Raw genomic sequence first — 24401 nt, forward strand, 5'->3', positions numbered from 1 at the left:
CTAAGTTTGGTTTTCAAATATCAGTTTTGTCCACCAGACACCCGCTGACTTGTTGGCCGGTTGAATGGATTCAGCTTCTTTGTTGTAAAGCGGAACAAGCTGATGGCGCGCCGCCAACTTAATTGTCTCCTCGGCGGAAACCGCAAACATTCTTCTGCTCTTGGGGACAGGGCCGTGTCTTAGCGACACAAAGAGTTTGGCATTTTGACCAAGCAGACGGGCCACTGCGTCTATTGCTGTTTTCCTCTGATCTTCGTCCAGATGCATCCACACGGCATTGATCATTATGAAATCGAACGTTTCATTCAATTTCCTGATTTTCACCAGATCAGGCAAGCTATCGTCCAGCCATCTAATCGTTGGTGAGGAGTGCAATCTCATTGCTCCTTCTCGCATTTCTTTGGTTGGTTCGGCTGCGACGACATCATGCCCTCTTTCATCGAACCATGCTGCATCTCGTCCGGTACCCGAGCCAATATCTAGAATTTTACTAGGCATTTGAGGGAAGTGATCGATTGCTGCGGCATAGCTCTCTTCAAACGAAAGGCTTTCATATTGCTTCAAGAGAACAGGAGCCTGTTTGGCATAGCCTTCAGTGCCGCTAACAATGGTGTTTTTCATATATGACAGTCTCTTGCGAACTGTTGCCCTTGTCCATTGTAAATTTATCGTCAGTAGGGGGCAATATTTGGTGGCGCATAAAGGGATCGTCTACTAGATAGCGGGCATTCGATTCTTGTCTGGATATTGAGGACAAAGCTTATGCGTATTGCCATTGCATCTGACCATGCCGCCATCGACATGAAGGCCGCTTTGGTTGAATGGCTGACTGAGGCCGGGCATGAGGTGGCTGATTTGGGGCCGATGACCACGGACAGCGTCGACTATCCAGATTTTGGCTATAAGCTGGCAGAAGCGGTTGCATCGGGAAGCGCAGAACGCGGAGTTGCCCTGTGCGGTTCCGGCATTGGCATATCAATGGCAGTCAATCGCAATCCGGCTTGTCGCTGCGCTTTGGTTTCAGAAGGCCTTTCGGCCAAGCTGTCTCGCGAGCATAATGACGCGAATGTTATTGCCATGGGCGCGCGTCTGGTCGGAATCGAAATCGCAAAAGACTGCCTGAATAATTTCTTGAACACAGAATTTGGTGGAGACCGGCATCAGCGCCGCGTTGATAAACTGTCCGCACCAACGACCGAAGGAGCAGCGTGATGAGTAATGTCGCAGATATACAGGATATCCGGCCAACCGGGTTTTTCGATTTCTCGGTTGATGAGAGTGACCCGGCGGTTGCCGGTGCGATCAATGCAGAGATGTCTCGCCAGCAAAATCAGATAGAACTGATCGCTTCTGAAAATATCGTGTCCAAGGCGGTATTACAGGCGCAAGGCTCTGTGTTCACCAACAAATATGCAGAAGGCTATCCTGGCCGTCGCTATTATCAGGGCTGCGCGCCTTCCGATGATGTCGAAACATTGGCAATTGATCGTGCCAAGCAGCTATTCAATTGCGGTTTCGCCAATGTGCAGCCGCATTCGGGTGCGCAGGCCAACGGTGCCGTGATGCTGGCGCTGACCAAGCCGGGTGATACTATTCTCGGCATGTCTCTGGATGCAGGCGGGCATTTGACTCACGGCGCAAAACCCGCGCAATCCGGCAAATGGTTCAACGCTGTCCAATATGGCGTCAACGAAGATGATCACCTGATCAATTATGAAGAAGTTGAGGCTCTTGCCAAGGAGCATCAACCAAAGCTGATCATCGCTGGTGGTTCTGCCTATCCGCGCCAGATTGATTTTGCCAAATTCCGTGCAATCGCAGATGCGGTTGGAGCGATCTTCATGGTAGATATGGCACATTTCGCCGGACTGGTGGCGGCTGGCTATCATCCAAGCCCTCTGGACTTTGCAGATGTGGTCACAACCACGACCCACAAAACATTGCGTGGGCCGCGCGGTGGTTTGGTGCTGACTAATGATGAAGCTATTGCAAAGAAGATCAATTCTGCGGTTTTCCCTGGCCTCCAAGGTGGGCCATTAATGCATGTCATCGCAGCTAAAGCGGTCGCTTTTGGCGAAGCGCTGCGGCCCGAATTTGCCAGCTATTCTTCGGCAGTGATCGAGAATGCGAAAGTTTTGGCCGCGCGCCTGAAAGAGCGCGGCGCAAATGTGGTTGCTGGCGGGACTGATACGCACCTCGCGCTTATTGATCTGTCGCCACTTGGTATCACCGGGCGTGATGCCGATGAAGCGCTCGAACGCGCGGGTATTACGTGCAACAAGAACAGCATTCCCAATGACCCTCAGCCACCCATGAAAACCAGCGGTATCCGTGTAGGGTCGCCAGCAGGCACTACGCGCGGCTTTGGTCCTGCGGAGTTCCAGATGATTGGCGATATGGTTGCCGATGTTCTCGACGGCTTGCGTGAGAAAGGTGAGAACGGTGACCCGGCTGTAGAAGCGGATGTCCGTGAACGCGTTCAAGTACTTTGCAACCGTTTCCCGATTTACCCAGAATAAGCGAAACAGACTTTTATGCGTTGTCCCTTTTGTGCCCATGATGACAGTCAGGTAAAAGATAGCCGGCCGACCGAAGATGGTACGACCATCCGGCGTCGTCGGCAGTGCGAAGGCTGCGGCGCTCGCTTCACGACCTTTGAACGAATCCAGCTTCGCGAAATCACGGTAGTAAAGAGCGAGGATCGGCGCGAGACGTTCGACCGGTCCAAGATCGATTTGTCTGTGTCCCTGGCCTGCCGCAAACGCGGTATTGCCCAAGAGCAGATGGACCAGCTGGTGTCCGGCATTCAGCGGCAGTTGGAAACAAGCGGTGAAACCGAAATCCCGTCCAAACGCATCGGCGAGATGGTAATGGAAGGCCTGAAAGGTCTCGATAGCGTTGCCTATATCCGCTTCGCTTCGGTGTATAAGGATTTTACCGAGGCGAAGGATTTTGAAGAGTTTGCCGGCAGTGTGAAGGATGTTGGCATTGCTGACACCGGAGGCAAATGAGCAGCCGCAAACCTGTTATAATTTTGGTGAAGCCGCAGCTGGGCGAGAATATCGGCAAGGCGGCTCGTGCGATGCTCAATTTTGGCCTGACTGATATGCGAATTGTCGATCCGCGTGATGGTTGGCCCAATCCGTCCGCTGGTCCGACAGCGGCGGGTGCGGATAGTGTTTTGGAAGATGCGCAGGTTTTTGCCACGACTGCAGAGGCCGTTGCGGACTGTTCGCATGTCTATGCGACCACGGTGCGGAAGCGCGGTATGACCAAAGAAATTTTGACACCCGCAGAAGCCGCAGCAGAGATGGCTTCGGCCAGCGGAAAATGCGCTATATTGTTCGGCCCAGAACGGTCAGGCCTCGAAGTGGTTGATGTGGAACTGTCTCGCAAGATCATTACTGTACCAATCAATCCGGATTTTGGTTCCCTCAATCTTGCGCAAGCCGTCATATTGGTGGCTTACGAGCTTTCCAAGTTGGACAATGCCGGAACGGTGCAGCCTACAGTCGAGACAAAAAAACGAGAACCGGCACCTCAAATCGAGCTGGACCGCTTTTACGAGCATCTGGAGCGAGCGTTGGATGGTGCTGGCTATTTTTATCCGCCGGATCGTGCGCCAGCGACCAAGGTGACATTGCGCAATATGGTCACCAAACCGGCGTGGACCAATGAAGAGGTCCAGACATGGCGCGGTGTGCTCAGCTCTCTCGAAAAGCCATTTGTTAAAAAATGAACTTTTAACCGGTCAGCTGTCTCTCATCTGATCCCATTTTTCGAGTTCATAGCTGATCGATGTTTCGATCAACATTTCCCAGATCGCGGCCATGGTAGGAACCGGAATACCAGCGGTACTGGCAAGCTGTTTCACGTTATCGAGTACCTTTGCCTTTCGCCCTTCGTCACGAACGGTGGTGCGATCCACTTTGATCCGCGCAGCAGCGTCCATACAGGCAAAGCGCTGGGTCATCAGGGCGATAAGTTCGCCATCAATACGGTCCACTTGTTCGCGGACATCTGTCATGGTTTCCATAGGTGGAAGCGGGGTCGTTTTTGTCATGTCAGCGCCTTTAGTCACTGCGACTGCTCAAGTCGAGCAATGATGGGGATTTTAGTGCGATTTTTGGACCTGCAGATGCTTGACAATCGCTTATTAGATCGTCATAGGCCGCGTCTTGCAATTGGCTCCGCACCCCGGTGAAGCGGTAGCCGCGTTAATCCAGTAGGGTTTTCGGTGCATTCCGGGACGAATAGACATAGCAAATTAGGAGTCATTGAAATGACAAAGCGTACCAGCTCGAAATATAAACTTGACCGCCGCATGGGCGAAAATATTTGGGGTCGCCCAAAATCACCTGTCAATCGCCGCGACTATGGTCCGGGCCAGCACGGTCAGCGCCGCAAAGGCAAACTGTCTGACTACGGTATTCAGCTGCGCGCCAAGCAGAAGCTGAAAGGCTATTATGGCGACGTGACGGAGAAACAATTCAAGCGCGCTTACAAAGAAGCATCAAGCATGAAAGGCGATACCAGCCAGAACCTAATCGGTCTGCTGGAGCAGCGTTTGGACATGGTTGTTTACCGCGCCAAGTTCACACCAACAATTTTTGCTGCTCGTCAACTCGTCAGCCACGGCCACATTCGTGTGAACGGCGTAAAATGTAACGTTGCTTCGCGCAAAGTGCAGCCCGGTGACGTTGTTTCCTTGAGCGACAAAGCCAAAGAGATGCTGCTGGTTATTGAGGCTCAGAGCCTGCCAGAGCGTGAAATTCCGGAATATGTCACGCCAGACGGAACCGACAAGGTTACCTATGTCCGCGTTCCTACTTTGGACGAAGTGCCTTATCCGGTGACGATGGAACCCAATCTGGTGGTCGAATTCTATTCGCGCTAATTGGCATTGTGATATTCAAAAAAAAGGGCGGCCCGTTGGAGCCGCCCTTTTTTGTATCATTGTACTGCGCTATTTTGGCAGGAAACTAGAAGATTTTTCCAGCATGTCTATTCTGACGTCAGAGCGCCGCAGGCTATGGGCTAGCCCTTTATATTCAACGAAAGTAACAGTTTTTCCAGCACCACGAAGTTTGTTTTCCATGAGTTTGGAATGGTTGATTCTGACATTTCGGTCATAGTCGCCATGAAACAGCATCACTGGTGCCTTCATTTTGGCGACATTCTGTGCTGGTGATCCCTCTTTGATATGTGGACCGTTACCTATCCGATCGTCGGCGACCGCACTGTTATAATAGTTGTTATTGTTCCGTTTTTTCAAAGACAGATCGGTAACTGGCGCGATTGCGACAACTGCCTTGAACAAATCAGGATAGGTCGCCGCCGATTGCAACGCGGCATATCCACCATAGGACCATCCGACGATCGATAGCGCTTCTGGTTTTGCAATTCCTTGATCAATCAACCACTGGCCGCCCGCGGAGATATCGCCGATCGCAGTACGCCAGGACTTATAACCGTTATTCAAGAACCATTGCTCACCATATCCGGTCGATCCGCGAAAATTGGGCTGTAAAACCGCAAAGCCCTGGCTGACGTAAAACTGTGCCAACCAATCAAACCCCCATTCATCACGGGCTTCTGGTCCACCATGGGGCATCACGATTGCTGGTATATTTTTTGGGGATACACCAACGGGTAACGTCAAATAGCCAGGTATCATTGTGCCGTCAGCGGCGGGATAGGATACCGGTTTGACTTGAGCGAGCTTATTGTTCTCGACGGCAGGGCGCACACCCAAGAGAGGCCGCAATTGCTTTGTGGTCTTGTCGAACAGAAAATATTGTCCCGGATCAATATCGGAACCAGCCCAGATCAATAGCTTGTTTTCATCCAGGCTCGCGTCTGCAAATTGGATGGAATAGTCTTTTCCAAGCGCCTTACCCAAAGCAGAGGCGAGTCTTTCCAAGGCCGGATCAAAATAGACTCCTTGCCGCTTTTCAGTCGCATAGCTTACACCGACAACCCTTTGGTTTCGACCTATTCTGATCAATCCATCCACATCAACTTCATCATGCGCGAACACGACCTTTCGTTCGCCGCTTCCATCTAAAGAAATTGATAATAACGCCCTGCGGCCCTTATGCGGTGCAAATCCGTATACACGATTAGTTTTGGGATCGACCGCATAGGGATTAAATCCGGTGCGATTTGCATAATCAAGCTTTCCGAGAGATCGCCAATCATTGTCAGATTGGTAAAAATATTTGATTTGACCGCTATCGAGTTCCGTGCTGCCTTTCTTGATCCTGCTTCCTTTTATACGGACATTGCCGAGACCATCGGTGATATATTCAACGGCTTCCTGTTTGGGTCGTTCGACCATTTTTGCTTTTCCGGTCAGCGTGTCGATCTTCTCAACAGCCAGTCCCCGACCGAGTTTTGCAATTCTTGTGCGGGCATTAGCCTCTTCCAGATGATAGCGGGTCATTAGCACCGCATTGTCTTCCTGTGGCAGCCAGTCGACAATACTGCCTCCACCTAAGCTATAACCGATTGCATTCCTTGCTTGTTTCTTGCTCAGCAGCTTGGGATTGCTGCCGTCGGCGTTAACCGCGAACACGCTCGAAAAACCATAAATATCGCCGGCATATTCTTCTAGGCCTCCAATTTTACAGGCTAAGCGTTCGTTCGAAACCCACCCACACCAAAATAAGCTTTCAGGATCGCCAGATGATGTCGTTACCCGAACCGGCTCATTCCCTTTCGTCAGATCAATGGAATAGAGGTCAGTTTGCAATCCGGGGCCCGGAGAAATAAATGCAATTCTAGTACCATCAGGAGAAAGGCTAATGTCTTGAATAGCCGGCATTGAGCCGAAAATTGTGGCCTGATCGTTGGCCAATACTGGTGTCGCAACAGAACTCGCGAGAATAGAAACCGCGACTAACGGCTTAGTGATGTTTAACAATGATGCCCCCTAATTATACAATACTGTAAACTTTGTAATCCGACCACTATCAGCATGAGCAATTAAGAACGCAAGCGCAAATCTGTATTTCAGAATATTTTGGACTTGCGCACAGCTTGCGCTTGCTATCGGTCTCTGCCACTAATCTCGGCATAGCCGTGAGGCAAAGTTTGATATGAGGATTTGAAATGCAAAAGAAATGGTTTGCCCTTGCGCTGATACCGGCGCTGGCTTTGACAGCATGTAAGAAAGTGGAGAGCCCAGAAAACGGCGCACCGTTGCCAGAAGTTGCTGCGCCGGAATTGTCGCTTGATACGATGCGCGATATTACACAGGAACTTTCATCTGATGCTTTTGAAGGCCGTGCTCCGGGCACAATAGGGGAAGAAAAAACCCTTGCTTTGCTGACCCAGAAATTTGCCGAAGCCGGCATCGAACCAGGCAATGGTGATAGCTGGTTTCAGGATGTCCCATTGGTCGAGATTGAGGCCAAAAACGTGTCCGATCTGACCATCAAGGGTGGCACTGGAGACATGAACTTTAAATATGGTCCTGAGATGGTTATCACATCCTATCAAGAGCAGCCAAAAATTGAAGTTGTCGATAGCGAGTTGGTTTTTGTCGGCTACGGCATTAATGCGCCTGAGCGCGAGTGGAATGACTACGAGGGTGTAGACGTCAAAGGCAAAACCGTTGTCATCCTGGTCAACGATCCTGATTTCGGTACCGAAAGCCTGGAAGGAGAATTTGGCGGGCGGGCGATGACCTATTATGGCCGCTGGACCTATAAATATGAGGAAGCAGCGCGTCAGGGCGCGGCGGCGGCCTTGATCATTCATGATACTGCACCGGCGGCTTATGGCTGGAATGTGGTGGAATCGAGTTGGAGTGGTCCGCAATTCTATGCGCAGTCAGCCAATGGCGGTGCCGATCAGACGAAGGCGAATGGCTGGGTTCAAAAAGAGGTCGCTTCGAAGGTTTTTGCGAGTGCCGGTCAAGATCTGGAAGCGATGATGACCGCCGCGAAAACCAAAGATTTCAAAGCCGTGCCGCTTGGCCTGACTGCTTCGATGTCCTTTGAAAATGATATTAGCAAGATGGACAGCAAAAACGTCATCGGCTTGATCAAGGGTAAGACCCGGCCCGATGAATATGTGCTCTACACTGCGCATTGGGATCATCTGGGGCGCTGCAAGCCGGCACCAGACGGTGATGATATTTGTAACGGCGCTGTCGACAATGCGACCGGAACCGCAGCATTGGTCGCTCTGGCTGAAGCACATGTCAAAGCAGGCGCACCGGATCGCAGTATTGTTTTTCTGGCGGTAACGGCGGAAGAATCCGGTCTGTTAGGCTCGAAATATTATGCCGAAAATCCAATCTATCCGCTCAACAAGACGGTTGGCGGTGTGAACATGGATGCCTTTGGCATGGCTGGTCCTGCGAAAAATATAGTGGTGGTTGGTAAGGGTAAATCACAGCTTGATCGTTATCTTGAAGGCGCGCTGACTGTTGACGGGCGAACTGCCGAAGCAGAGCCGACACCTGAAAAGGGCTTTTACTATCGCTCCGACCATTTCAGCTTCGCTAAGCTGGGTGTTCCGATGATCTATTTCGAAGGTGGCGAAGACCTTGTTGAAGGTGGTCGTGAAGCAGGAGAAGCGGTGAGCAAGGACTATACCGAGAACCGTTACCACGGACCAAAGGATGAGTTTAATCCGGATTGGAACTGGGACGGTGTTATGGGCGACCTGAAAGTCTATTATACGGTTGCACGGATGCTGGCGATGACGGAGGATTGGCCGAACTGGAATGACGGTGACGAATTCCGGGATATTCGTGACAAGAGCCGCGCCGGGGCCTAGTCGCTAACCTTTTGGATAGACCATGAGATGGCCAGCCGAATGGGAGCCGCATGAAGCAGTCTGGATTGGCTTTCCCGGCAATCCCATAGAATGGCCCGAGCAATTGGAGGAGGCGCAGCGCGAAGTTGCCGCCTTCGCCAATGCCATTTGCGACAATGGTGATGGCGAGCAAGTTGTACTTGTGTGTCGTGATAAACAGGATGTTGATACAGCTACAGCAATGGTTGATGACCCAGTTCACATCATCAATGAGGCATTTGGTGACATCTGGTTGCGCGACACGGGACCGATTATCACCGTTGGCAGCAATGGCCGCGAAGCGCATAATTTTGGCTTTAACGGCTGGGGTCGAAAGTTTGAGATGGCCGGCGATCAGGACATCGGTGCGCGTCTGGCCCAATCACGGGGCCTGTATATCCGAGACCATGATTGGATCTTGGAGGGCGGTGCGATAGATGGTGATGGTCAAGGCGCTTTGGTCACGACCGAGCAATGCGTTCTCAATAATAATCGCAACAAACAGATGAACCAGCAGCAGCTTGAATCAAGCTTGCGTGAGGCTCTGAATACCAAAAAAATATGTTGGCTCGGCAAGGGTTTGATGGCGGACCATACCGATGGTCATGTCGATAATTTGGCCCGCTTTGTTGCTACTGGCACGGTAGCGATTCCCAAGGCCAGTGATGGCAATGATCCCAATGGAGGGATTTTCGAAGATGCGGTGCTACGGGCAGTTGCAACTGGCCTGGAGGTCGTCCGATTGCCCTCAGTCGGGAAATATGAAATTGATGACGCTGTTGCACCGGCAAGCTATATGAATTTCTATATCGGCAACACGGTTGTTGCAGTTCCCCAATATGACGCTGTTAATGATGATCGAGCAGTAGAGGCGATCGCAGCCCTGTTTCCGGAACACAAGGTTGTGGGCCTCTCCAGTACCGCATTGCTGAATGGTGGTGGAAGCTTTCACTGCATCTCCCAGCAAATCCCAGTAGCCCAGATTTTGTAACTTCTGCCGTGATCGGTCGAACTATGCTTGAGGGGAGCAAAATGCTATCCTGATTAAATTGTTTAGGGGATAGTAATGGCTGACGGAATTTTGAGTGTTTTGAGCACGCTCACCTATATATTGGTTTTCTTGCTAGGTCTTGGGTTGGCTAGCGTGATTGTGCTATTCTTCGTTGATATTACGCAGAAGCAAGATGCTGTACGCCGCAACTACCCGGTCATCGGTCGCTTCCGCCATTTGTTCAGCAGCTTGGGTGAATTTTTCAGACAATATTTTTTCGCAATGGATCGCGAGGAAATGCCTTTTAACCGGGCAGAACGGGAATGGGTCGGACGCGCGGCGAAGGGGAAAGGCAATACCATCGCCTTTGGATCGACCAAGAATCTTGATCCAGCCGGAACACCGATTTTCGTTAACTGCCCGTTTCCGACGCTGGAAAAAGATGCCGCTGAAACCGCGACATGCACATTGGGCCCTTTTTGTGAAAAGCCCTTTGAAGCCAAGTCGCTATTCAACATTTCGGCAATGAGCTTTGGAGCCTTGTCGGTTCCCGCCGTTCGGGCATTGTCGCATGGTGCGAAAATGGCGGGATGCTGGATGAATACTGGCGAAGGTGGACTGTCTCCCTATCATCTGGAAGGGGGCTGCGACATTGTCTTCCAAATTGGTACGGCCAAATATGGGATCCGGAATGACGATGGCAGCCTGAATGATGACAAACTGCGCGCTGTGGCGGATCATGAGCAAGTGCGGATGTTTGAAATAAAAATGTCTCAGGGCGCAAAGCCGGGCAAGGGTGGTATACTGCCGGGCGAGAAGGTTACCGATGTTATCGCCAAGGTACGCGGTATTCCCGAAGGCCAAGCCTCGATTTCCCCCAATCGGCATCCTGAAATCAACAATGTCCACGATATGCTCGATTTTATCGATAATGTTCGCAAAGTTACCGGCAAGCCGACTGGTATCAAAGCCGTGGTCGGTGCTTATGGCTGGCTGGAAGTCCTTTGCCAGGAGATCCATCGTCGCGGCATAGAAAGCGCACCGGATTTCTTCACTCTTGATGGCGGTGATGGCGGGACCGGTGCCGCACCCATGCCGCTGATGGATAATGTTGGCCTGCAGCTTGATGAAAGCTTGCCGATGCTGTCGGACATTTTGCACAAATATGGATTGAGAGAGCGCGTGCGCATTATTGCTTCAGGCAAGCGGATTACGCCAAGCGAAGTCGCTTGGGCGCTTTGTGCCGGTGCAGATTTTGTCAATAGCGCGCGCGGTTTCATGTTCTCTCTGGGCTGTATTCAAGCGATGAAGTGCAACAAAAATACTTGCCCCACTGGTATCACCACTCATGATCCTCGCCTGCAACGCGGGCTTGACCCAACGGATAAGAAGGTCAAGGTGGCGAACTATTGTAAAAGCGTTGTCCATGAGGTTGAAGTGCTGGCCCATAGCTGCGGCGTTGATGAGCCCCGACAACTAAGCCGCAAACATGTTCGCATCGTCCAAGATACTGGCAAATCCATTCCTCTGAATGAACTTTATCCCCGGCCAGAAGTTGCGACGGAATTCAAGATGATAGAAGATGTCTCTGGATAAACTGCTTTGCATCACCGTGCAGCTGATTTATGTTCGATATCAGAGAGATATTCCCCAACTGAAAGGTCTGAATGAATGACTAAGAAGTTCCTATTCGCCAGCGTCGCGACAGCATTGTTGGCAACCGCAGGCGTTCCTGCGCTGGCAAAAGATCAAGCAAAAGACGGCGCGATGCATAGTGACGCCAATCTGGCAGCCGTGATCAACCATGATCGGCGCAAGGATGACAAGGCCCGTGATGTTTATCGCAACCCTTCTGAAACTCTGGCATTTTTCCAGGTTAAACCGACACATATAGTAGCGGAATATGGCCCAGGCGGAGGATGGTATACGCGGATATTGCTGCCCTATCTGAGCGGCAGTGGAAAATATGTCGCTGTCAACGGAAACAGTGACAGCATCAACTTTACCAGCCGGGCCCGGGAAGGGCGCTCCAAAAGCTGGCCCGAGCGCTTTCCGGATGCGGCATCAGGATGGACGGGTGTGCCAGCTGACCAGATTGCCGCATATGAAAGCGATGAAGTACCCGAAGAGATGAAGGGCAAAATTGATCGTATTCTGATATTCCGTTCTATGCATGGTATGCTCAATGGCGCTCGTTCCGATTCCGAATTACAGGCGCTACGATCAATATTGGCGGATGATGGCATGATCGGTATCGTCCAGCACCGCGCCAATGAAGACGCTACCTATGCGACGTCGAAGGGCACAAAAGGCTATTTGAAGCAGAGTTCGATCATCGCCCTGTTTGAGCTTAACGGTTTTGAACTGGTAGATTCGTCCGAAATCAACGCCAATCCAAAAGACACCAAAGATTACGAAAAAGGCGTCTGGACCCTGCCACCTGTTCTGACCAATAAGGATCAAGACAGAGCCAAATATCAGGCCATTGGTGAGTCTGACCGTATGACCTTGTTATTCAAGAAACGGCCTTAATTTTTGCAGGGAGACGACTGAAACAGTCGCTCCGGCTATCAACCGACTTCCGAACGAGAGGAAAAATGATGAAAAAGAAATTGATCATGATAGGCACTATGACGGCTTTGGGATCGCTTGCACTTATGCCCGCTTCCGCAAATCATCACGCCAAAGAAGGTGTGTCGCACGAAACCAACCTGGGTGCTGTCATCGCCCATGAGCGGCGCGCAGAGGACAAGGCACGTGATAAATATCGGCATCCGGCTGAGACCGTCAGTTTCTTTGGTATCCAGCCCAGTCACACGGTTGTTGAATATGTTCCTGGCGGCGGTTGGTACTCCCGGGTATTGGCGCCTTATGTTGCTGAAAAAGGCAAGTTTATCGGCCTGACATTCGCGCCCGACCCTTTGCCTTTCGGCGATGAAGCCAAGGAACGTATTCGCGGCTTCCCTGCCAAGTTTCCTAATGATGTGGCCGATTGGACGGGCATGCCAGCTGCGAAATTTTCCGCCTATACAACGGACAAAGTGCCGGAAGAAGCCAATGGTACTGCGGATTTTGTAATAATTCCGCGGATGATGCACAATTTGATGCGCTGGAATCTGGCAGATAGCGAGATCAAGGTGATGCGCAATATGCTGAAAGATGGCGGCATGGTTGGTATCATTCAGCATCGCGCGAAGGACAGCACGCCGTTTAGCTATGCCGATGGCAACAAAGGCTATTTGCGTACGGATACGGTGGTGAAGTTTATGGAAGCGCATGGCTTTGAATTGGTCAAACAATCGGAAATCAACGCCAATCCAAAAGACACTGCGGACTATCCTAAAGGTGTCTGGACCCTGCCGCCACGCTATGCCGAGGGCGATACGGACAAAGCCAGATTTACTGAGATCGGTGAATCGGACCGCATGACATTGTTGTTCAAAAAGCTGCCATGACGTCATGTTGATATATGGGTGAGTTTGCGGTCCGGGCGATAGTTTCGGGGGTGATTGTTGCCATTGTTGCAATCATCGCCCGCCGCTATCCGGCCATGGGTGCGCTAATCGCGTCACTGCCACTAATCTCCATCTTGGCGATGATCTGGTTGTGGCGCGATACCGGCGATACGGAATTGCTAGCCGGACATGTGCAGGCAACGTTCTTCTACGTTATTCCTAGTCTGCCGATGTTTCTCATCATCCCGGTCATGTTGCGACAGGGGATCAACTTCTGGGCGTCGCTGTCAGCGGGTATTTTGGTCACGATTATCCTCTATTTAGCGACAATTCCGATTGCAGCCCGTTTCGGCATCAAGCTATGAGCGCGTCATGACACAGAATATCACGGTTGCCGCTTTGCAATTGGCCCTAAACGGCAACGAAGTAGAAAATATCGAGGCGGTGAGCGCGCATGTGGCCGAAGCGGCAGAGCAGGGCGCACAGATTATATTGCCACCGGAACTGTTTGCCGGTCCGTATTTTTGCAAGACCGAAGATGAAGCATTATTTGCGCTGGCAAAACCAACACAAGACAGCGCGCCCGTTAAAGCCATGCAAAAGCTTGCAAAGCAATTGGGAGTAGCGATCCCCGCAAGCTTCTTTGAGCGCGAAGGACCACATCATTATAACAGCGTCGCGATGATCGATCCGAACGGGGAGATCATGGGTGTATATCGCAAGAGCCATATTCCCGACGGGCCGGGCTATGAGGAAAAATTCTATTTCCGCCCCGGCAATAGCGGTTTCAAGACCTGGGATGTCTTTGGAACCACCATCGGTGTCGGTATATGCTGGGACCAATGGTATCCTGAAACAGCACGGGCAATGGCATTGTTGGGAGCAGAAGTCCTGTTTTACCCAACCGCGATTGGTTCAGAACCTTATGACGCCGGCCTTGACACCAGCCGGATGTGGCGGCGCGCGATGCAGGGACACGCCGTTAGCAATTGCATGCCAGTGGTTGCGAGCAATCGCATTGGGGAGGAAGATGGGCAGAGCTTCTATGGTCATAGCTTCATCGCCAATGAATGGGGTGATCTGGTGCTGGAATATGGTGCTGAAGATAGCGGAGTCCTTGTCGCGACCTTTAATCTGGAACAGGCGCGCAAGCACCGGGCAGGTATGGGTTTTTTCAGGGATCGGCGACCAGAGCTATACGGGCGCTTGGTTGAGGATTGTTAACGACGCGCCAAGGTTGTCCGAAATACCTCTTCAAACATCGCGGCCGTCAGTCGCTTCGTGTTCACATTATACCGGCTGCAATGATAGCTATCGATCAAGATCCGGCCATCGGGTAATCGATGCTCCGCGCCATGCGCGAACTTATGGTCTGCCAACCTGCCGCCGGTCATTCTGACTACGCTGTCATGTGCAATTTTCCCTAGGGCCAGGATAACTTTCAAGTTGGGCAAGCCATCAAGAGCCTTGATGAGATAGGGGCGGCAATTGTTAATCTCCACACCATTGGGTTTGTTCTCTGGCGGCAGGCATTTGACTGCATTGAGGATCATCGCACCATTCAGGGTCACACCATCATCCGCGCGAGATTGAAACTTGCCGTTGGAGAGACCAACATTGTCCAACGTTGCGAAAAGCAGGTCGCCGGATGCGTCGCCGGTAAATGGTCTGCCGGTCCGGTTTGCACCTTCCTTGCCGGGTGCAAGTCCGACAATCGCGAGCCATGCATTGGGATCACCGAAGGCAGGAACCGGGGCGTTCCACCAATCGCCATGTTCTTTGCGGAGTGACTTGCGCAAACCGACTAAGCGCGGACAGCGGCGACAGTCTTTCGGTGCTTCGGCAAAAGGAAGGGGGCTATGATCGCTCATAACCCCCGCCTAAGATTATTTGGACATCGCGTCCAGTAAAGGACTGAAAAATCAGTCTTTCAACTCAGCCGGTACAATGCCGCCATTGGCCGCAATTTCCGACATAACGCGCTTGTGCAGAGCGATATTATCTTCGGCCGATCCGCTATAGCTGGCGTTGCCTAATTCCTGCGCCAGGGCCTTCCGGTTTTCATAGCTCGCATCAATTTGGACCAGTTTCATTAGATCCACTATCGACGTGCGCCAGTTTAGCTTGTCTGATCCGGGGATATTGTCGAGCCTTGCGGTGACATCGACCTCGGTAATGGCTGCGCGTGCCGCTGGTGCTGCTTCGGCTGCCGGAGCTGCTGCTTCCGGTTCAGCGGCTTTTGCTTCGCCGCCGAAAATGGCGCTTTTGATTTTTCCAAATATGCTCATGATTATGCTCCTCTTTGATTCCTCAGGGATATTTTTGTTTGCCCTTGAGACCGTTCTTCGGAGTTCCATTGCGTAGAGTCAAATGCCGCATGGTGTTTTTTTGCCGATCAATGGTGTACTAGAGTGTAAATACTCGTAAACCTTTGCAACTCATGCGTTTTGGGTAAGAAAACATGCTAATGAGGGGTTTAAATCGACAGAATCAATAATGACCCCTGCGGGGCTTAAGGAGACCGGAAATGAGCATTTTGGAAATATTACAACAGTCAGGTGGCATCGAAACCATGGCACGTGAACTGGGTGTAAATGAAAGCGTAGCTCAAGCGGGTGCAGCTGCTCTGCTCCCGGCCGTTCTCGGCGGTTTTAAGAAAACCACGCAGGCGCATCCCAGTGGTCTGGATGGCCTGGGCGGTCTCTTGGGGCAGCTCGGTGGTGGCGGGTTGTTGGACAATGTGTTAGGAACCGAGCCTACCCCGGTAAATCAGGGCAATGAAGTGCTCGGCCAGATTTTCGGATCTAAGGAGGTCAGCCGTACGGTTGCAGCCGGTGCCGAGCAACAAACGGGTATAAGCAGCGATTTGCTGAAAAAAATGCTTCCCGTCGTTGCGATGATGGTTGCTGGCTATATGGCAAAGCAGGGCGGTGATGATAGCGGCAATGGCGGAGGCGGCCTCGGCGGTCTGATTGGCGGTCTGCTCGGTGGCGGTTCGTCCGCATCATCGTCGGGTGGTCTAGGCGGATTAGGGTCGCTGCTTGACCTTGATGGCGACGGCAATCCGCTCGATGATATCATCGGCATGGCGGGCAAGCTGGCACGTTAGAAGAACAACCAAAGGAGAGAAGAAATGGGACTTTTGGACAATGCACTGGGCATGTTGCCTGACAATGTAAATCTGGACAGCTTGGCTGAAAAAGTCGGCATGTCAGCTGACGAACTGAAATCTGGTGGGGAAGCGCTCTTCACGAAATTGCAGGATGGCAGCGTTGATAAAGCAACCGCAATCAAGGAAGCTGCGGCCGAAGCCGGCGTCGATGCGGAGAAACTTAAAGGCCTTATGCCCGCGATGGCAGAAAAGGCTGGGTTAGACGGCGAAGGCGGTCTGATGGACAAGCTCGGCGGTGAGGACGGTATCCTTGGCAAAGTCAGTGGTTTTCTGGACCGTGACGGTGATGGCAATCCGCTGAATGACATTACGGACATGGCCAAGGGCTTCTTTAAGAAATAAGTCCGGACCGGGATGTCCGACAATCAGGTGATTTGTTCGGGCATTTCTTCCAAAATCAATACGCCATCGGCGACATCAACAATGCGCGCGGTCTCACCCTTTTTCAGGTCAGGACCGCGTGCAGACCAAATTCCATCGGCCACTTTGACACGACCAGATGTCGCGTTGACCGGTTTGACGACGGTGACGGTCGTTCCGATCATGCGCGCTGCCCGGTCGTTGAGTAGTGGGTCTTCACTTTTTACAACATTGGTCAAATACCAACGACGACCCAGTAACACGCTTGCAATGGTAGAAAGACCGAATAACGTCAGCTGACCAGCCAGAGTCAGTTCAATAAATGTACTGGCAATACCGGTAACCGCCGCCGCCGCAGCAACCCAGATCAGGAAAACGCCAGGCACAAATATCTCTGCCAGGGCTAGCAAGGCTGCCAAGGTTAGCCAGACATAAGCGGGATTGGTGGTTATCAAATCTGTCATATCATGTCTGTGGTGCGATTACTGCTCAAACGGGCCCTTGCGTCTGGTCTTGGTCGGCGGTGTTGATGGCGCGTTATCGCCTAATGCTTCCTTGGCGAGCTCGCCAATACCACCCAATGTACCGATTAGCTGTGTGGCCTCCACCGGGAACAGGATGGTTTTGGCATTGGGCGAGACCGCAAATTTCTCGACTGCTTTGACATAGTCTTGTGCCACAAAATAATTGATCGCCTGGGCGTTTCCGGAGGCAATGGCCTCGGAAACCATCTGGGTTGCTTTGGCTTCGGCTTCTGCTTCGCGTTCACGGGCCTCGGCATCCCGAAAAGCAGATTCACGGCGGCCTTCCGCTTGCAGGATTTGGGCCTGCTTTTCGCCTTCGGAGCGTAGAATTTCAGATGCGCGGGCACCTTCAGCATCGAGAATATTCGCGCGTTTCTCGCGTTCGGCTTTCATTTGCGTCGCCATTGCGTTGACAATATCTTGTGGTGGCCGAATATCTTTGATTTCGACACGGGTAATTTTAATGCCCCAAGGTGTAGTGGCATCATCAATTACCGTAAGCAGGCGCGCGTTGATCTCGTCGCGTTTCGACAGAGTTTCATCGAGGTCCATTGAACCCATGACGGTCCGTAAATTGGTGGTCACAAGGTTCAAAATAGCGTTGTAGAGATCGTTGACCTCATAAGCGGCTTTCGCGGCATCCAGGACTTGAAAAAACACGACACCGTCGGTGGAGATCATCGCATTGTCCTTGGTGATGATTTCCTGTCCTGGAATATCCAGAACTTGTTCCATCATGTTGACTTTGCGGCCAACGCGATAAAGAAACGCGGGGAAGAAGTTAAAACCTGGCTTGGCGATAGTCGTGAAGCGGCCAAAATACTCGATGGTATACTCATAGCCCTGTCGAACGATTTTTATACTTGCAAAAAGATAAACGATCACCACGATCAGAACGAGCAATAAAAGAAATTCCATGTTTTGCCAGCCTCCAGAATATTTAGAACATCATTGATTATTCTCGTCAAAATGCCAAGGAAAAAGCAAATTTTCCGCTCTGAAACAAGGTTACCAGATTCTATGCGTTTTATCATGTGCGTCGCCATGTTGGCATTTGCGTCTTCTTACAGCGTCCAAGCAGAGGATATCTCGGAATCGGATTTGCGTACGCATATCGAAATATTGGCGAGCGATGATTTCGGTGGCCGGAAGCCAGGCACCCTGGGGGAGAACAAAACCCTTAAATATATCGCAACAGAGTGGCAAAAAGCTGGATTGGTGCCAGCGACAGGATTAGCATCCTGGTATGCGCCAGTGGCGCTGGTTGATCGGACACCCTTGAAGCAAACTGTAAGCTTCACGCGTTTTAATGGTAAGCGTGAAAAGACCATTCGGATTGATGAGAATCAGATCATCCTGCGCTCTTCCATGCAATCAGGCCGGTCGACCAATGTTCCCATTGTGCATGTCGGTTACGGAAACCAGAGCGAGGATCAGTTGGCTGAAGCCGTCTCAACCAAATTGGTTTTCATGTTCTTGCGATCGCCACCAGGAGCCAAAGAATTTCCAAGCTATCGTGATCGTAAAGCCAAGATTCTTGCCGCCGGTGCATGGGGTGTAATTTCCATAGCGAGCAGCGAAACCAGATTTAACCGGTTGGCCAGACGTTTTCGCAGTTCCAGTACAAGCCTGGATGTTGATGGACAACATGCTGGCCTGGAGGGAATTATCAGCAAAGCGGCGGCTGAAAAGTTACTGCGGAAAACCGGAATTGATTATAATCAATTGGCTGAGGACGCAGCGTCAGGCGATTTCCGTCCCCTGCAAACCGGTATCTATGCAGATTTGTCAGCCGATACGCGCGTTCGGTCCTATCAATCCCACAATGTTGTTGGCAAAATAGTCGGGCGTAAGCCGGGCAGCGGTGCGGTGCTTTTTCTGGGGCATTGGGACCATCTTGGCGAATGTCGTCAAGCGCCTGCTGTAGACCGTATCTGCAATGGGGCGGTAGACAATGCGAGCGGTATTTCGCTGTTGATCGAGACCGCCAAGCGGTTGACGAAAGTGCGACCGGACCGCGACATCTATTTTCTGGCCACCACAGCGGAAGAAAGCGGATTGCTGGGCGCAAGGGCTTTTGCAGCTAATCCAAGCTTCCCACTGGAAAAACTGGTCGCCGTGTTTAACGCTGATACGGTAGCTTTAGCACCCAATGGCAAGTTGCTGGCGATTGTCGGACGCGGTGAGACAGATTTGGATGATGACCTTGAAAAGGTCGCTATCGCAGAAGATCGGGAAATAGACAAAACGGACAAAGCCAATGCCTTTCTAAAGCGCCAGGATGGGTATGTATTCCTGGAGAAAAATATTCCGGCTTTCATGGTCACCAGCGCCTTTTCGGATCAGGAACGCCTCAATAACTATCTGAACGGGCGCTATCATGACGCAAGCGATGAACTGGATGACGAACTGTTGCTTGGCGGCGCAGTCGACGATGCCAATTTTCACGTCGCGCTTGGTCGATATTTCGGCAACCTTGAAACCTATCCGACGAAAGCCCACCAAAAAGGGCATATGGACAGTGCCGGCGAATAGTACAGCGAATAGTGCTGGCGGATGGCGACAGAACTGATTACATGGGCCGCCACAGAATCAAATTCAGCAGACCAGAAAGTGGCATTCCATGAGCAGCAGAGAAATCCGAACCGGACTAACATTTGATGATGTTCTGCTGCAGCCCGGCGCGTCGGATATCGTGCCCAGTCAGGCCAATACCCAGACATGGCTGAGCAAAGAGATCGCACTTAATATCCCGGTTTTATCGTCTGCAATGGATACCGTAACCGAGGCCGATATGGCGATTGTGATGGCGCAAATGGGCGGCATTGGTGTGCTTCACCGCAATCTGACGTTGGAGCAACAAATCGCCGCTGTACGGCAAGTGAAGCGGTTTGAATCCGGTATGGTTGTCAATCCGATCACGATTGCGCCGGACGCGACCTTGGCTGATGCTGAAACGACCATGTCGCAAAACAAGATTTCCGGCATTCCTGTGGTCGAGGACAGTGGCAAGCTGGTCGGCATATTGACCAACCGCGATGTCCGGTTCGCGGAAAATCCTCGGCAACCTGTTTCTGAACTGATGACCAAGGACGATCTAGTTACGGTCCCGGTGGGTGTCAGTCAGGAAGAAGCACGCAGGATGCTTCATCACAGGCGTATCGAAAAGCTGTTGGTGGTTGATGACAGCTATCATTGTGTCGGCCTCATCACCGTCAAGGACATCGAAAAAGCGGTGACCTATCCAGATGCTACCAAAGATAGCACGGGGCGCCTGCGAGTGGCCGCAGCATCAACTGTTGGAGATGCAGGCCTGGAGCGAACCGAGGCTTTAATCGATGCTGAGTGTGATTTGGTGGTCATTGATACTGCCCACGGTCATAGCAAAATGGTTTCCAAGGCTGTGGAAGAGGTCAAGAAACGTTCTAACCAGACACAGATTATCGCCGGAAATGTTGCCACGGCTGCTGCAACGCGCGCGCTGATTGATGCGGGTGCGGATGGTATAAAGGTCGGCATTGGTCCAGGCTCCATATGTACAACCCGCGTGGTTGCTGGTGTCGGTGTGCCGCAATTGACCGCAATCATGGATTGCGCTGAGGAAGCAGCCAAATCCGGTATACCCATTGTCGCGGATGGCGGCCTCAGAACATCAGGCGATGTCGCCAAGGCCTTGGCTGCTGGTGCATCATCGGTCATGGTCGGTTCGTTGCTGGCCGGCACCGAAGAAGCGCCGGGTGAGACGTTCCTCTATCAGGGGCGCGCCTATAAAAGCTACCGCGGAATGGGATCTGTCGGGGCCATGGCACGCGGATCCGCCGATCGCTATTTTCAACAGGATATCAAGGATCAAATGAAGCTGGTGCCGGAAGGTATTGAGGGTCAGGTGCCCTTTAAAGGTCCAGCGGGTGACGTCGTACATCAATTGGTGGGCGGCGTTAAGGCGGCCATGGGTTATACTGGCTCCGAAACGTTACAGCATTTGCGAGAAAATGCCGAATTTGTCCGCATTACCAATGCGGGCCTGCAGGAAAGCCATGTGCATGATGTTTCCATTACGCGGGAAGCGCCAAACTATCCCACCCGCTAAAGAGATTGGTCGATGGTCGAGTTGAAAATATTTTTGCTGTTGTTGGTTTGGCCAGAAGGGCACGATCAAGGCGACCCATTGTGGACGATTGAACCCTTCCAGACTGTGGCCGAGTGTCAAGACTATGCTGTCATAGCCATTGAGGACGCGATGAAGAAGCACGGCGCAGACATTCAAACGCAGTCTCACTGTTTGAACAAAGACAGCCGCATCATCGAATGACGCCCTCAGCGCGCCTGCAAGCAGCGATTGAACTGTTGGACGAAATAATCGTAGCGGCACGGGACAACGGCGCTTCAGCTGATAATATCGCCAAGAAATTCTTTAAAGCCCGCCGCTATGCTGGATCAAAAGACCGCCGGACCGTGCGGGAACTTGCCTACGCCGCCATCCGGCGATTTGGTGATCGGCCAGAAAGCGGACGCGCTGCAATGGCCGGATTGACCGAGGAACAGCCGGAATTGCGGGAATTGTTCGACGGTTCTGCTTACGGCCCTGCTGCGCTCGGGGACAAAGAGCTCCGGGCCAGCGGAGGAATTATTGCGGACTGGCTTTTGAGCCGATTTGCGGCGCCGATTGATGGCAACGAACAGGCGTCCCTATTTGATCGTGCGCCATTGGATATCCGTCTCAATCCGAAAAAAGGTAACGCTGAGACGATCAAGACTCAATGGCCGGAAATAGAAGCGCTGCCTTTATCCTATGCCTACCGTCTGCCGACCGGGACAAATGTCGAGAACAATGCGGCCTATAATGACGGTCAGATCGAAATTCAGGATCTGGGCAGTCAGGCCATAATAGCCGCTTGTTTACCCAATGAACCGAATTTGGTTTTGGATATGTGCGCCGGAGCAGGGGGGAAAACACTGGGCCTTTCCGCGCAATTGCCAGATGAGACACGCATTATCGCTGCTGATACGGACCGTGGGCGTTTAAGCCGTATTGAACCGCGGCTCCGCAGATCCAGCGCTCGGAATATCGATACGTTGCTGTTGTCACCTAATAAAGAAGAAGAGGCGCTCTCTCCCTTTAAGGGCCAATGCGATCTCGTTCTGGTTGATGCGCCGTGCACCGGTACGGGGACTTGGCGGCGCAACCCTGAACTGCGCTGGCGAATGACGCCGAAAAGGCTGGATCAAACGGCAAAATTACAAGCGCGATTACTGGAACTGGCGAGCTCAATGGTCGCCCCGGGAGGGCGGCTGGTCTATGCGGTCTGTTCTCTTTTGGATGCCGAAGGCGGGGATCAACCGGAGCTTTTCCTTAAAAACCACCCGAATTGGCGGGATATAGAGGTTGATTTGCCGATTGGACGGCCATATCGTAAAGGAATTCTTCTCACCCCGTATCAAGACGGAACGGATGGCTTTTATTTTACCTGCCTTGAAAAAATGTGATAGCAGACGATGACAGGATCCGGCATGTTCACCGAACGTGCAGGTGACCCTGCTAGAAAGCCTGAGTCTTTATTGGAGCTGATTATGCGTTTTTCACCCGCTGCCCTTGCGATGTCCCTGGTTTTGGCCACTGTTTCCAGTGCTGGTTTTGGCCAGTCGGCTGACGTGGAAATCAAGGCCCGTTCGGTTGCCTATATGGAGCGAGGGGAAGCGGCACAGAAGCAAGGTGATCTTGAACTGGCAACGGACCTGTACGAGACGGCTCTGGCGGTTGATCCACGTAACGGATCGGCTTTTATCGCGCTTGCCCAGATTGCACGCGCTCAAAAATTACCGGGCAAAGCCATTCGCTTTTATCGCGAGGCGTTGATCCTTGATCCGAATAATCTTGATGCACTGGCTGGGCAGGGTGAAGCGCTGGTTCAACGCGGTGCCGTCGAAAAGGCAAAAATCAACCTTTCACGGATTGAAACGCTCTGCCGGACTAGGTGTTCGCAAACAACCCAGCTGGCATCGGCGATCACTGCCTCTCAAAAAATACCGGTCATGTCAGCGCAGGCCGTTACGCCAAAACCAAAAGTGAGCGATGAAAAGGCCAAAGAAGTAGCGCCCAATTAAGCAGCAAACTCCAGGCCTCTAAAAGTCATAGACCAGGGTTGCGCGGCTGAGCGTATCAGTTTTTTCGCTGCCATCAGGCGGATTGGTTTCATGTTCAACAGCATAAGAGAAGCGGGCGGTTAGCTTGCCGTTTATCTTCGCATCTAGTCCGGTTGTTGCGGTGAGCGTATTTGTACCGGAAGAGAATATAACATTAGCACTGGTCAGGCTTTGCGCATCAGAAGCTAGTGTTGCTCCGGCTCCCTGAGTCAGTTTTAGATTTTTCGCGATTTGCCAGCCCAGATCAAGACCGATCAGGCCTGCAAGACTGCTGTCGGACCCGCCCTCAGAAAATTCCGTAAGCCGCCAGGCGGGGCCGGCTTTCACGTTCAGAAAAATGTCTTTTTCCTTGATCACTGCGTAGCCAATACCACCGGAAACGGTGTACCGGGATGAAAAGCCTTGAAACTGATCTCGGTCATATTGCGCCAGTCCGTAGATGAACAGCCGGTCATTGATTTTATATTCGGGTTCCAGGGCAGCAGCATATTGTTCCCGACTGGTCACGCCATTGCTGCGTTGAAAATCAGCGCGGGCGCGGAATTTCAGGCGCCATTTGACCGCGTCTTTTGCCAGCTTGATACCACCGCTTAAGCCAACATTGTTAGAGTTGCCGGTATTGCGAAAGCCACCAAGCTCGCCTTCTCCTGTCCAATTCTGGAAAAAAGGCGCTTCCATTTTGGCCTGTTTTTGGGCTGCTGCGAGTTGTGTCTGCTTTACGTTATATGCGGCCAGCATCGCATCGATTTCTGCGGCATCGTCCGGATTTGTGACTTTTGCAAACTTGAGAACCGATTTGACTTCCGCGTCCTTACCGGATTCGATGGCCGCTTCGATCATCGCTTTTACCGGTTCTGGAAGTGCCGCAAGTGATGGCGATGCAAATCCGATAGTCACCAGAGGAAATGACCAAACTATTGTACGCAACATATTACAAATCCGTATCT

27 protein-coding genes are annotated in these 24401 nt (G+C 51.9%); 19 read left to right on the forward strand and 8 right to left on the reverse strand.

Going from position 1 to position 24401, the window contains the following annotated elements; genetic code table 11:
* On the reverse strand, positions 1-621 hold the full coding sequence (locus DG177_RS00840) for a methyltransferase domain-containing protein (protein WP_108809757.1): 621 nt from the start codon (positions 619-621) through the stop codon (positions 1-3).
* 141 nt (positions 622-762) lie between these two features.
* On the opposite strand from DG177_RS00840, the gene rpiB reads away from it, so the two are divergent.
* The 4 genes from rpiB to DG177_RS00860 are packed head-to-tail and all read left to right on the forward strand — an operon-like array spanning position 763 to position 3739.
* Positions 763-1212 (forward strand): ribose 5-phosphate isomerase B, encoded by a 450-nt coding sequence (gene rpiB, locus DG177_RS00845; protein ID WP_108809758.1) that lies wholly within the window; start codon positions 763-765, stop codon positions 1210-1212.
* Positions 1212-2519, forward strand: a complete 1308-nt coding sequence (gene glyA, locus DG177_RS00850) for a serine hydroxymethyltransferase (RefSeq protein ID WP_108809759.1) — start codon at positions 1212-1214, stop codon at positions 2517-2519. The genes rpiB and glyA overlap by 1 nt, the downstream gene beginning before the upstream one ends.
* A 15-nt stretch (positions 2520-2534) precedes the next feature.
* A complete protein-coding gene (gene nrdR / locus DG177_RS00855; protein WP_108809760.1) occupies positions 2535-3011 on the forward strand; it encodes a transcriptional regulator NrdR in 477 nt (158 codons plus the stop codon).
* Positions 3008-3739: a TrmH family RNA methyltransferase gene (locus tag DG177_RS00860; protein WP_108809761.1), complete on the forward strand. Its 732-nt coding sequence runs from the start codon at positions 3008-3010 to the stop codon at positions 3737-3739. Before nrdR ends, DG177_RS00860 begins: the two co-directional genes overlap by 4 nt.
* A gap of 12 nt (positions 3740-3751) precedes the next feature.
* Here the strand turns inward: DG177_RS00860 and DG177_RS00865 are convergent, their stop codons facing one another.
* On the reverse strand, positions 3752-4063 hold the full coding sequence (locus DG177_RS00865) for a chorismate mutase (protein ID WP_108809762.1): 312 nt from the start codon (positions 4061-4063) through the stop codon (positions 3752-3754).
* 219 nt (positions 4064-4282) lie between these two features.
* On the opposite strand from DG177_RS00865, the gene rpsD reads away from it, so the two are divergent.
* A complete protein-coding gene (rpsD, locus tag DG177_RS00870; RefSeq protein ID WP_108809763.1) occupies positions 4283-4897 on the forward strand; it encodes a 30S ribosomal protein S4 in 615 nt (204 codons plus the stop codon).
* A gap of 69 nt (positions 4898-4966) precedes the next feature.
* On the opposite strand, the gene DG177_RS00875 is transcribed toward rpsD, so the two are convergent.
* Complete coding sequence (locus DG177_RS00875; protein ID WP_337658396.1) at positions 4967-6925, reverse strand: S9 family peptidase; 1959 nt, start codon at positions 6923-6925, stop codon at positions 4967-4969.
* Positions 6926-7113: 188 nt separating this feature from the next.
* Here DG177_RS00875 and DG177_RS00880 point away from each other — a divergent pair, with 188 nt between their 5' ends.
* The 7 genes from DG177_RS00880 to aguB all read left to right on the forward strand — a co-directional run bounded on the left by DG177_RS00880 (position 7114) and on the right by aguB (position 14478).
* Positions 7114-8790 carry a M28 family peptidase gene (locus tag DG177_RS00880; protein ID WP_108809764.1) on the forward strand — a complete coding sequence of 559 codons (1677 nt, stop codon included), beginning with the start codon at positions 7114-7116 and terminating at the stop codon, positions 8788-8790.
* Positions 8791-8812: 22 nt separating this feature from the next.
* Positions 8813-9799, forward strand: coding sequence for an agmatine deiminase family protein (locus tag DG177_RS00885; protein WP_108809765.1), 987 nt, complete (start codon positions 8813-8815; stop codon positions 9797-9799).
* Between the two features lie 75 nt (positions 9800-9874).
* Positions 9875-11395: a glutamate synthase-related protein gene (locus DG177_RS00890; protein WP_108809766.1), complete on the forward strand. Its 1521-nt coding sequence runs from the start codon at positions 9875-9877 to the stop codon at positions 11393-11395.
* A gap of 75 nt (positions 11396-11470) precedes the next feature.
* On the forward strand, positions 11471-12331 hold the full coding sequence (locus tag DG177_RS00895; RefSeq protein WP_108809767.1) for a class I SAM-dependent methyltransferase: 861 nt from the start codon (positions 11471-11473) through the stop codon (positions 12329-12331).
* Positions 12332-12396: 65 nt separating this feature from the next.
* Complete coding sequence (locus DG177_RS00900) at positions 12397-13254, forward strand: class I SAM-dependent methyltransferase (RefSeq protein WP_337658400.1); 858 nt, start codon at positions 12397-12399, stop codon at positions 13252-13254.
* Positions 13255-13268: 14 nt separating this feature from the next.
* Entirely contained in the window at positions 13269-13619 is a 351-nt protein-coding gene (locus DG177_RS00905; RefSeq protein WP_108809769.1) for a DUF3147 family protein, read from the forward strand.
* Positions 13620-13626: 7 nt separating this feature from the next.
* A complete protein-coding gene (aguB, locus tag DG177_RS00910) occupies positions 13627-14478 on the forward strand; it encodes an N-carbamoylputrescine amidase (protein ID WP_108809770.1) in 852 nt (283 codons plus the stop codon).
* Here the strand turns inward: aguB and DG177_RS00915 are convergent.
* Both DG177_RS00915 and DG177_RS00920 read right to left on the reverse strand, forming a co-directional pair.
* Positions 14475-15125, reverse strand: a complete 651-nt coding sequence (locus tag DG177_RS00915) for a uracil-DNA glycosylase family protein (RefSeq protein ID WP_108809771.1) — start codon at positions 15123-15125, stop codon at positions 14475-14477. The genes aguB and DG177_RS00915 overlap by 4 nt on opposite strands.
* 51 nt (positions 15126-15176) lie before the next feature.
* Positions 15177-15542 (reverse strand): DUF3597 family protein, encoded by a 366-nt coding sequence (locus tag DG177_RS00920; protein ID WP_108809772.1) that lies wholly within the window; start codon positions 15540-15542, stop codon positions 15177-15179.
* A gap of 239 nt (positions 15543-15781) precedes the next feature.
* On the opposite strand from DG177_RS00920, the gene DG177_RS00925 reads away from it, so the two are divergent.
* A complete protein-coding gene (locus DG177_RS00925; protein WP_108809773.1) occupies positions 15782-16363 on the forward strand; it encodes a DUF937 domain-containing protein in 582 nt (193 codons plus the stop codon).
* Positions 16364-16387: 24 nt separating this feature from the next.
* A complete protein-coding gene (locus DG177_RS00930; RefSeq protein WP_108809774.1) occupies positions 16388-16768 on the forward strand; it encodes a hypothetical protein in 381 nt (126 codons plus the stop codon).
* A gap of 23 nt (positions 16769-16791) precedes the next feature.
* Here the strand turns inward: DG177_RS00930 and DG177_RS00935 are convergent, their stop codons facing one another.
* Positions 16792-17250 carry an NfeD family protein gene (locus tag DG177_RS00935; RefSeq protein WP_108809775.1) on the reverse strand — a complete coding sequence of 153 codons (459 nt, stop codon included), beginning with the start codon at positions 17248-17250 and terminating at the stop codon, positions 16792-16794.
* Positions 17251-17268: 18 nt separating this feature from the next.
* Positions 17269-18228 (reverse strand): SPFH domain-containing protein, encoded by a 960-nt coding sequence (locus DG177_RS00940; RefSeq protein ID WP_108809776.1) that lies wholly within the window; start codon positions 18226-18228, stop codon positions 17269-17271.
* Positions 18229-18330: 102 nt separating this feature from the next.
* Between DG177_RS00940 and DG177_RS00945 the strand changes: the two genes are divergently transcribed.
* The 5 genes from DG177_RS00945 (at position 18331) to DG177_RS00965 (ending at position 23415) form a co-directional block, all read left to right on the forward strand.
* Positions 18331-19845, forward strand: a complete 1515-nt coding sequence (locus DG177_RS00945; RefSeq protein WP_337658405.1) for a M28 family peptidase — start codon at positions 18331-18333, stop codon at positions 19843-19845.
* 88 nt (positions 19846-19933) lie between these two features.
* Positions 19934-21400: an IMP dehydrogenase gene (guaB, locus tag DG177_RS00950; protein ID WP_108809778.1), complete on the forward strand. Its 1467-nt coding sequence runs from the start codon at positions 19934-19936 to the stop codon at positions 21398-21400.
* A 12-nt stretch (positions 21401-21412) separates the two neighbouring features.
* Positions 21413-21622 carry a hypothetical protein gene (locus DG177_RS00955; protein ID WP_108809779.1) on the forward strand — a complete coding sequence of 70 codons (210 nt, stop codon included), beginning with the start codon at positions 21413-21415 and terminating at the stop codon, positions 21620-21622.
* On the forward strand, positions 21619-22797 hold the full coding sequence (locus tag DG177_RS00960) for an RsmB/NOP family class I SAM-dependent RNA methyltransferase (protein WP_108809780.1): 1179 nt from the start codon (positions 21619-21621) through the stop codon (positions 22795-22797). Before DG177_RS00955 ends, DG177_RS00960 begins: the two co-directional genes overlap by 4 nt.
* A gap of 84 nt (positions 22798-22881) precedes the next feature.
* Positions 22882-23415, forward strand: coding sequence for a tetratricopeptide repeat protein (locus DG177_RS00965; protein WP_108812699.1), 534 nt, complete (start codon positions 22882-22884; stop codon positions 23413-23415).
* Between the two features lie 18 nt (positions 23416-23433).
* Here DG177_RS00965 and DG177_RS00970 read toward each other — a convergent pair whose 3' ends face one another.
* Positions 23434-24384, reverse strand: coding sequence for a DUF481 domain-containing protein (locus DG177_RS00970; RefSeq protein WP_108809781.1), 951 nt, complete (start codon positions 24382-24384; stop codon positions 23434-23436).
* Positions 24385-24401 lie beyond the last annotated feature (17 nt).

Origin of the sequence: Sphingorhabdus sp. Alg231-15 (genome assembly GCF_900149705.1) — a bacterium.
GTDB lineage: Bacteria > Pseudomonadota > Alphaproteobacteria > Sphingomonadales > Sphingomonadaceae > Parasphingorhabdus.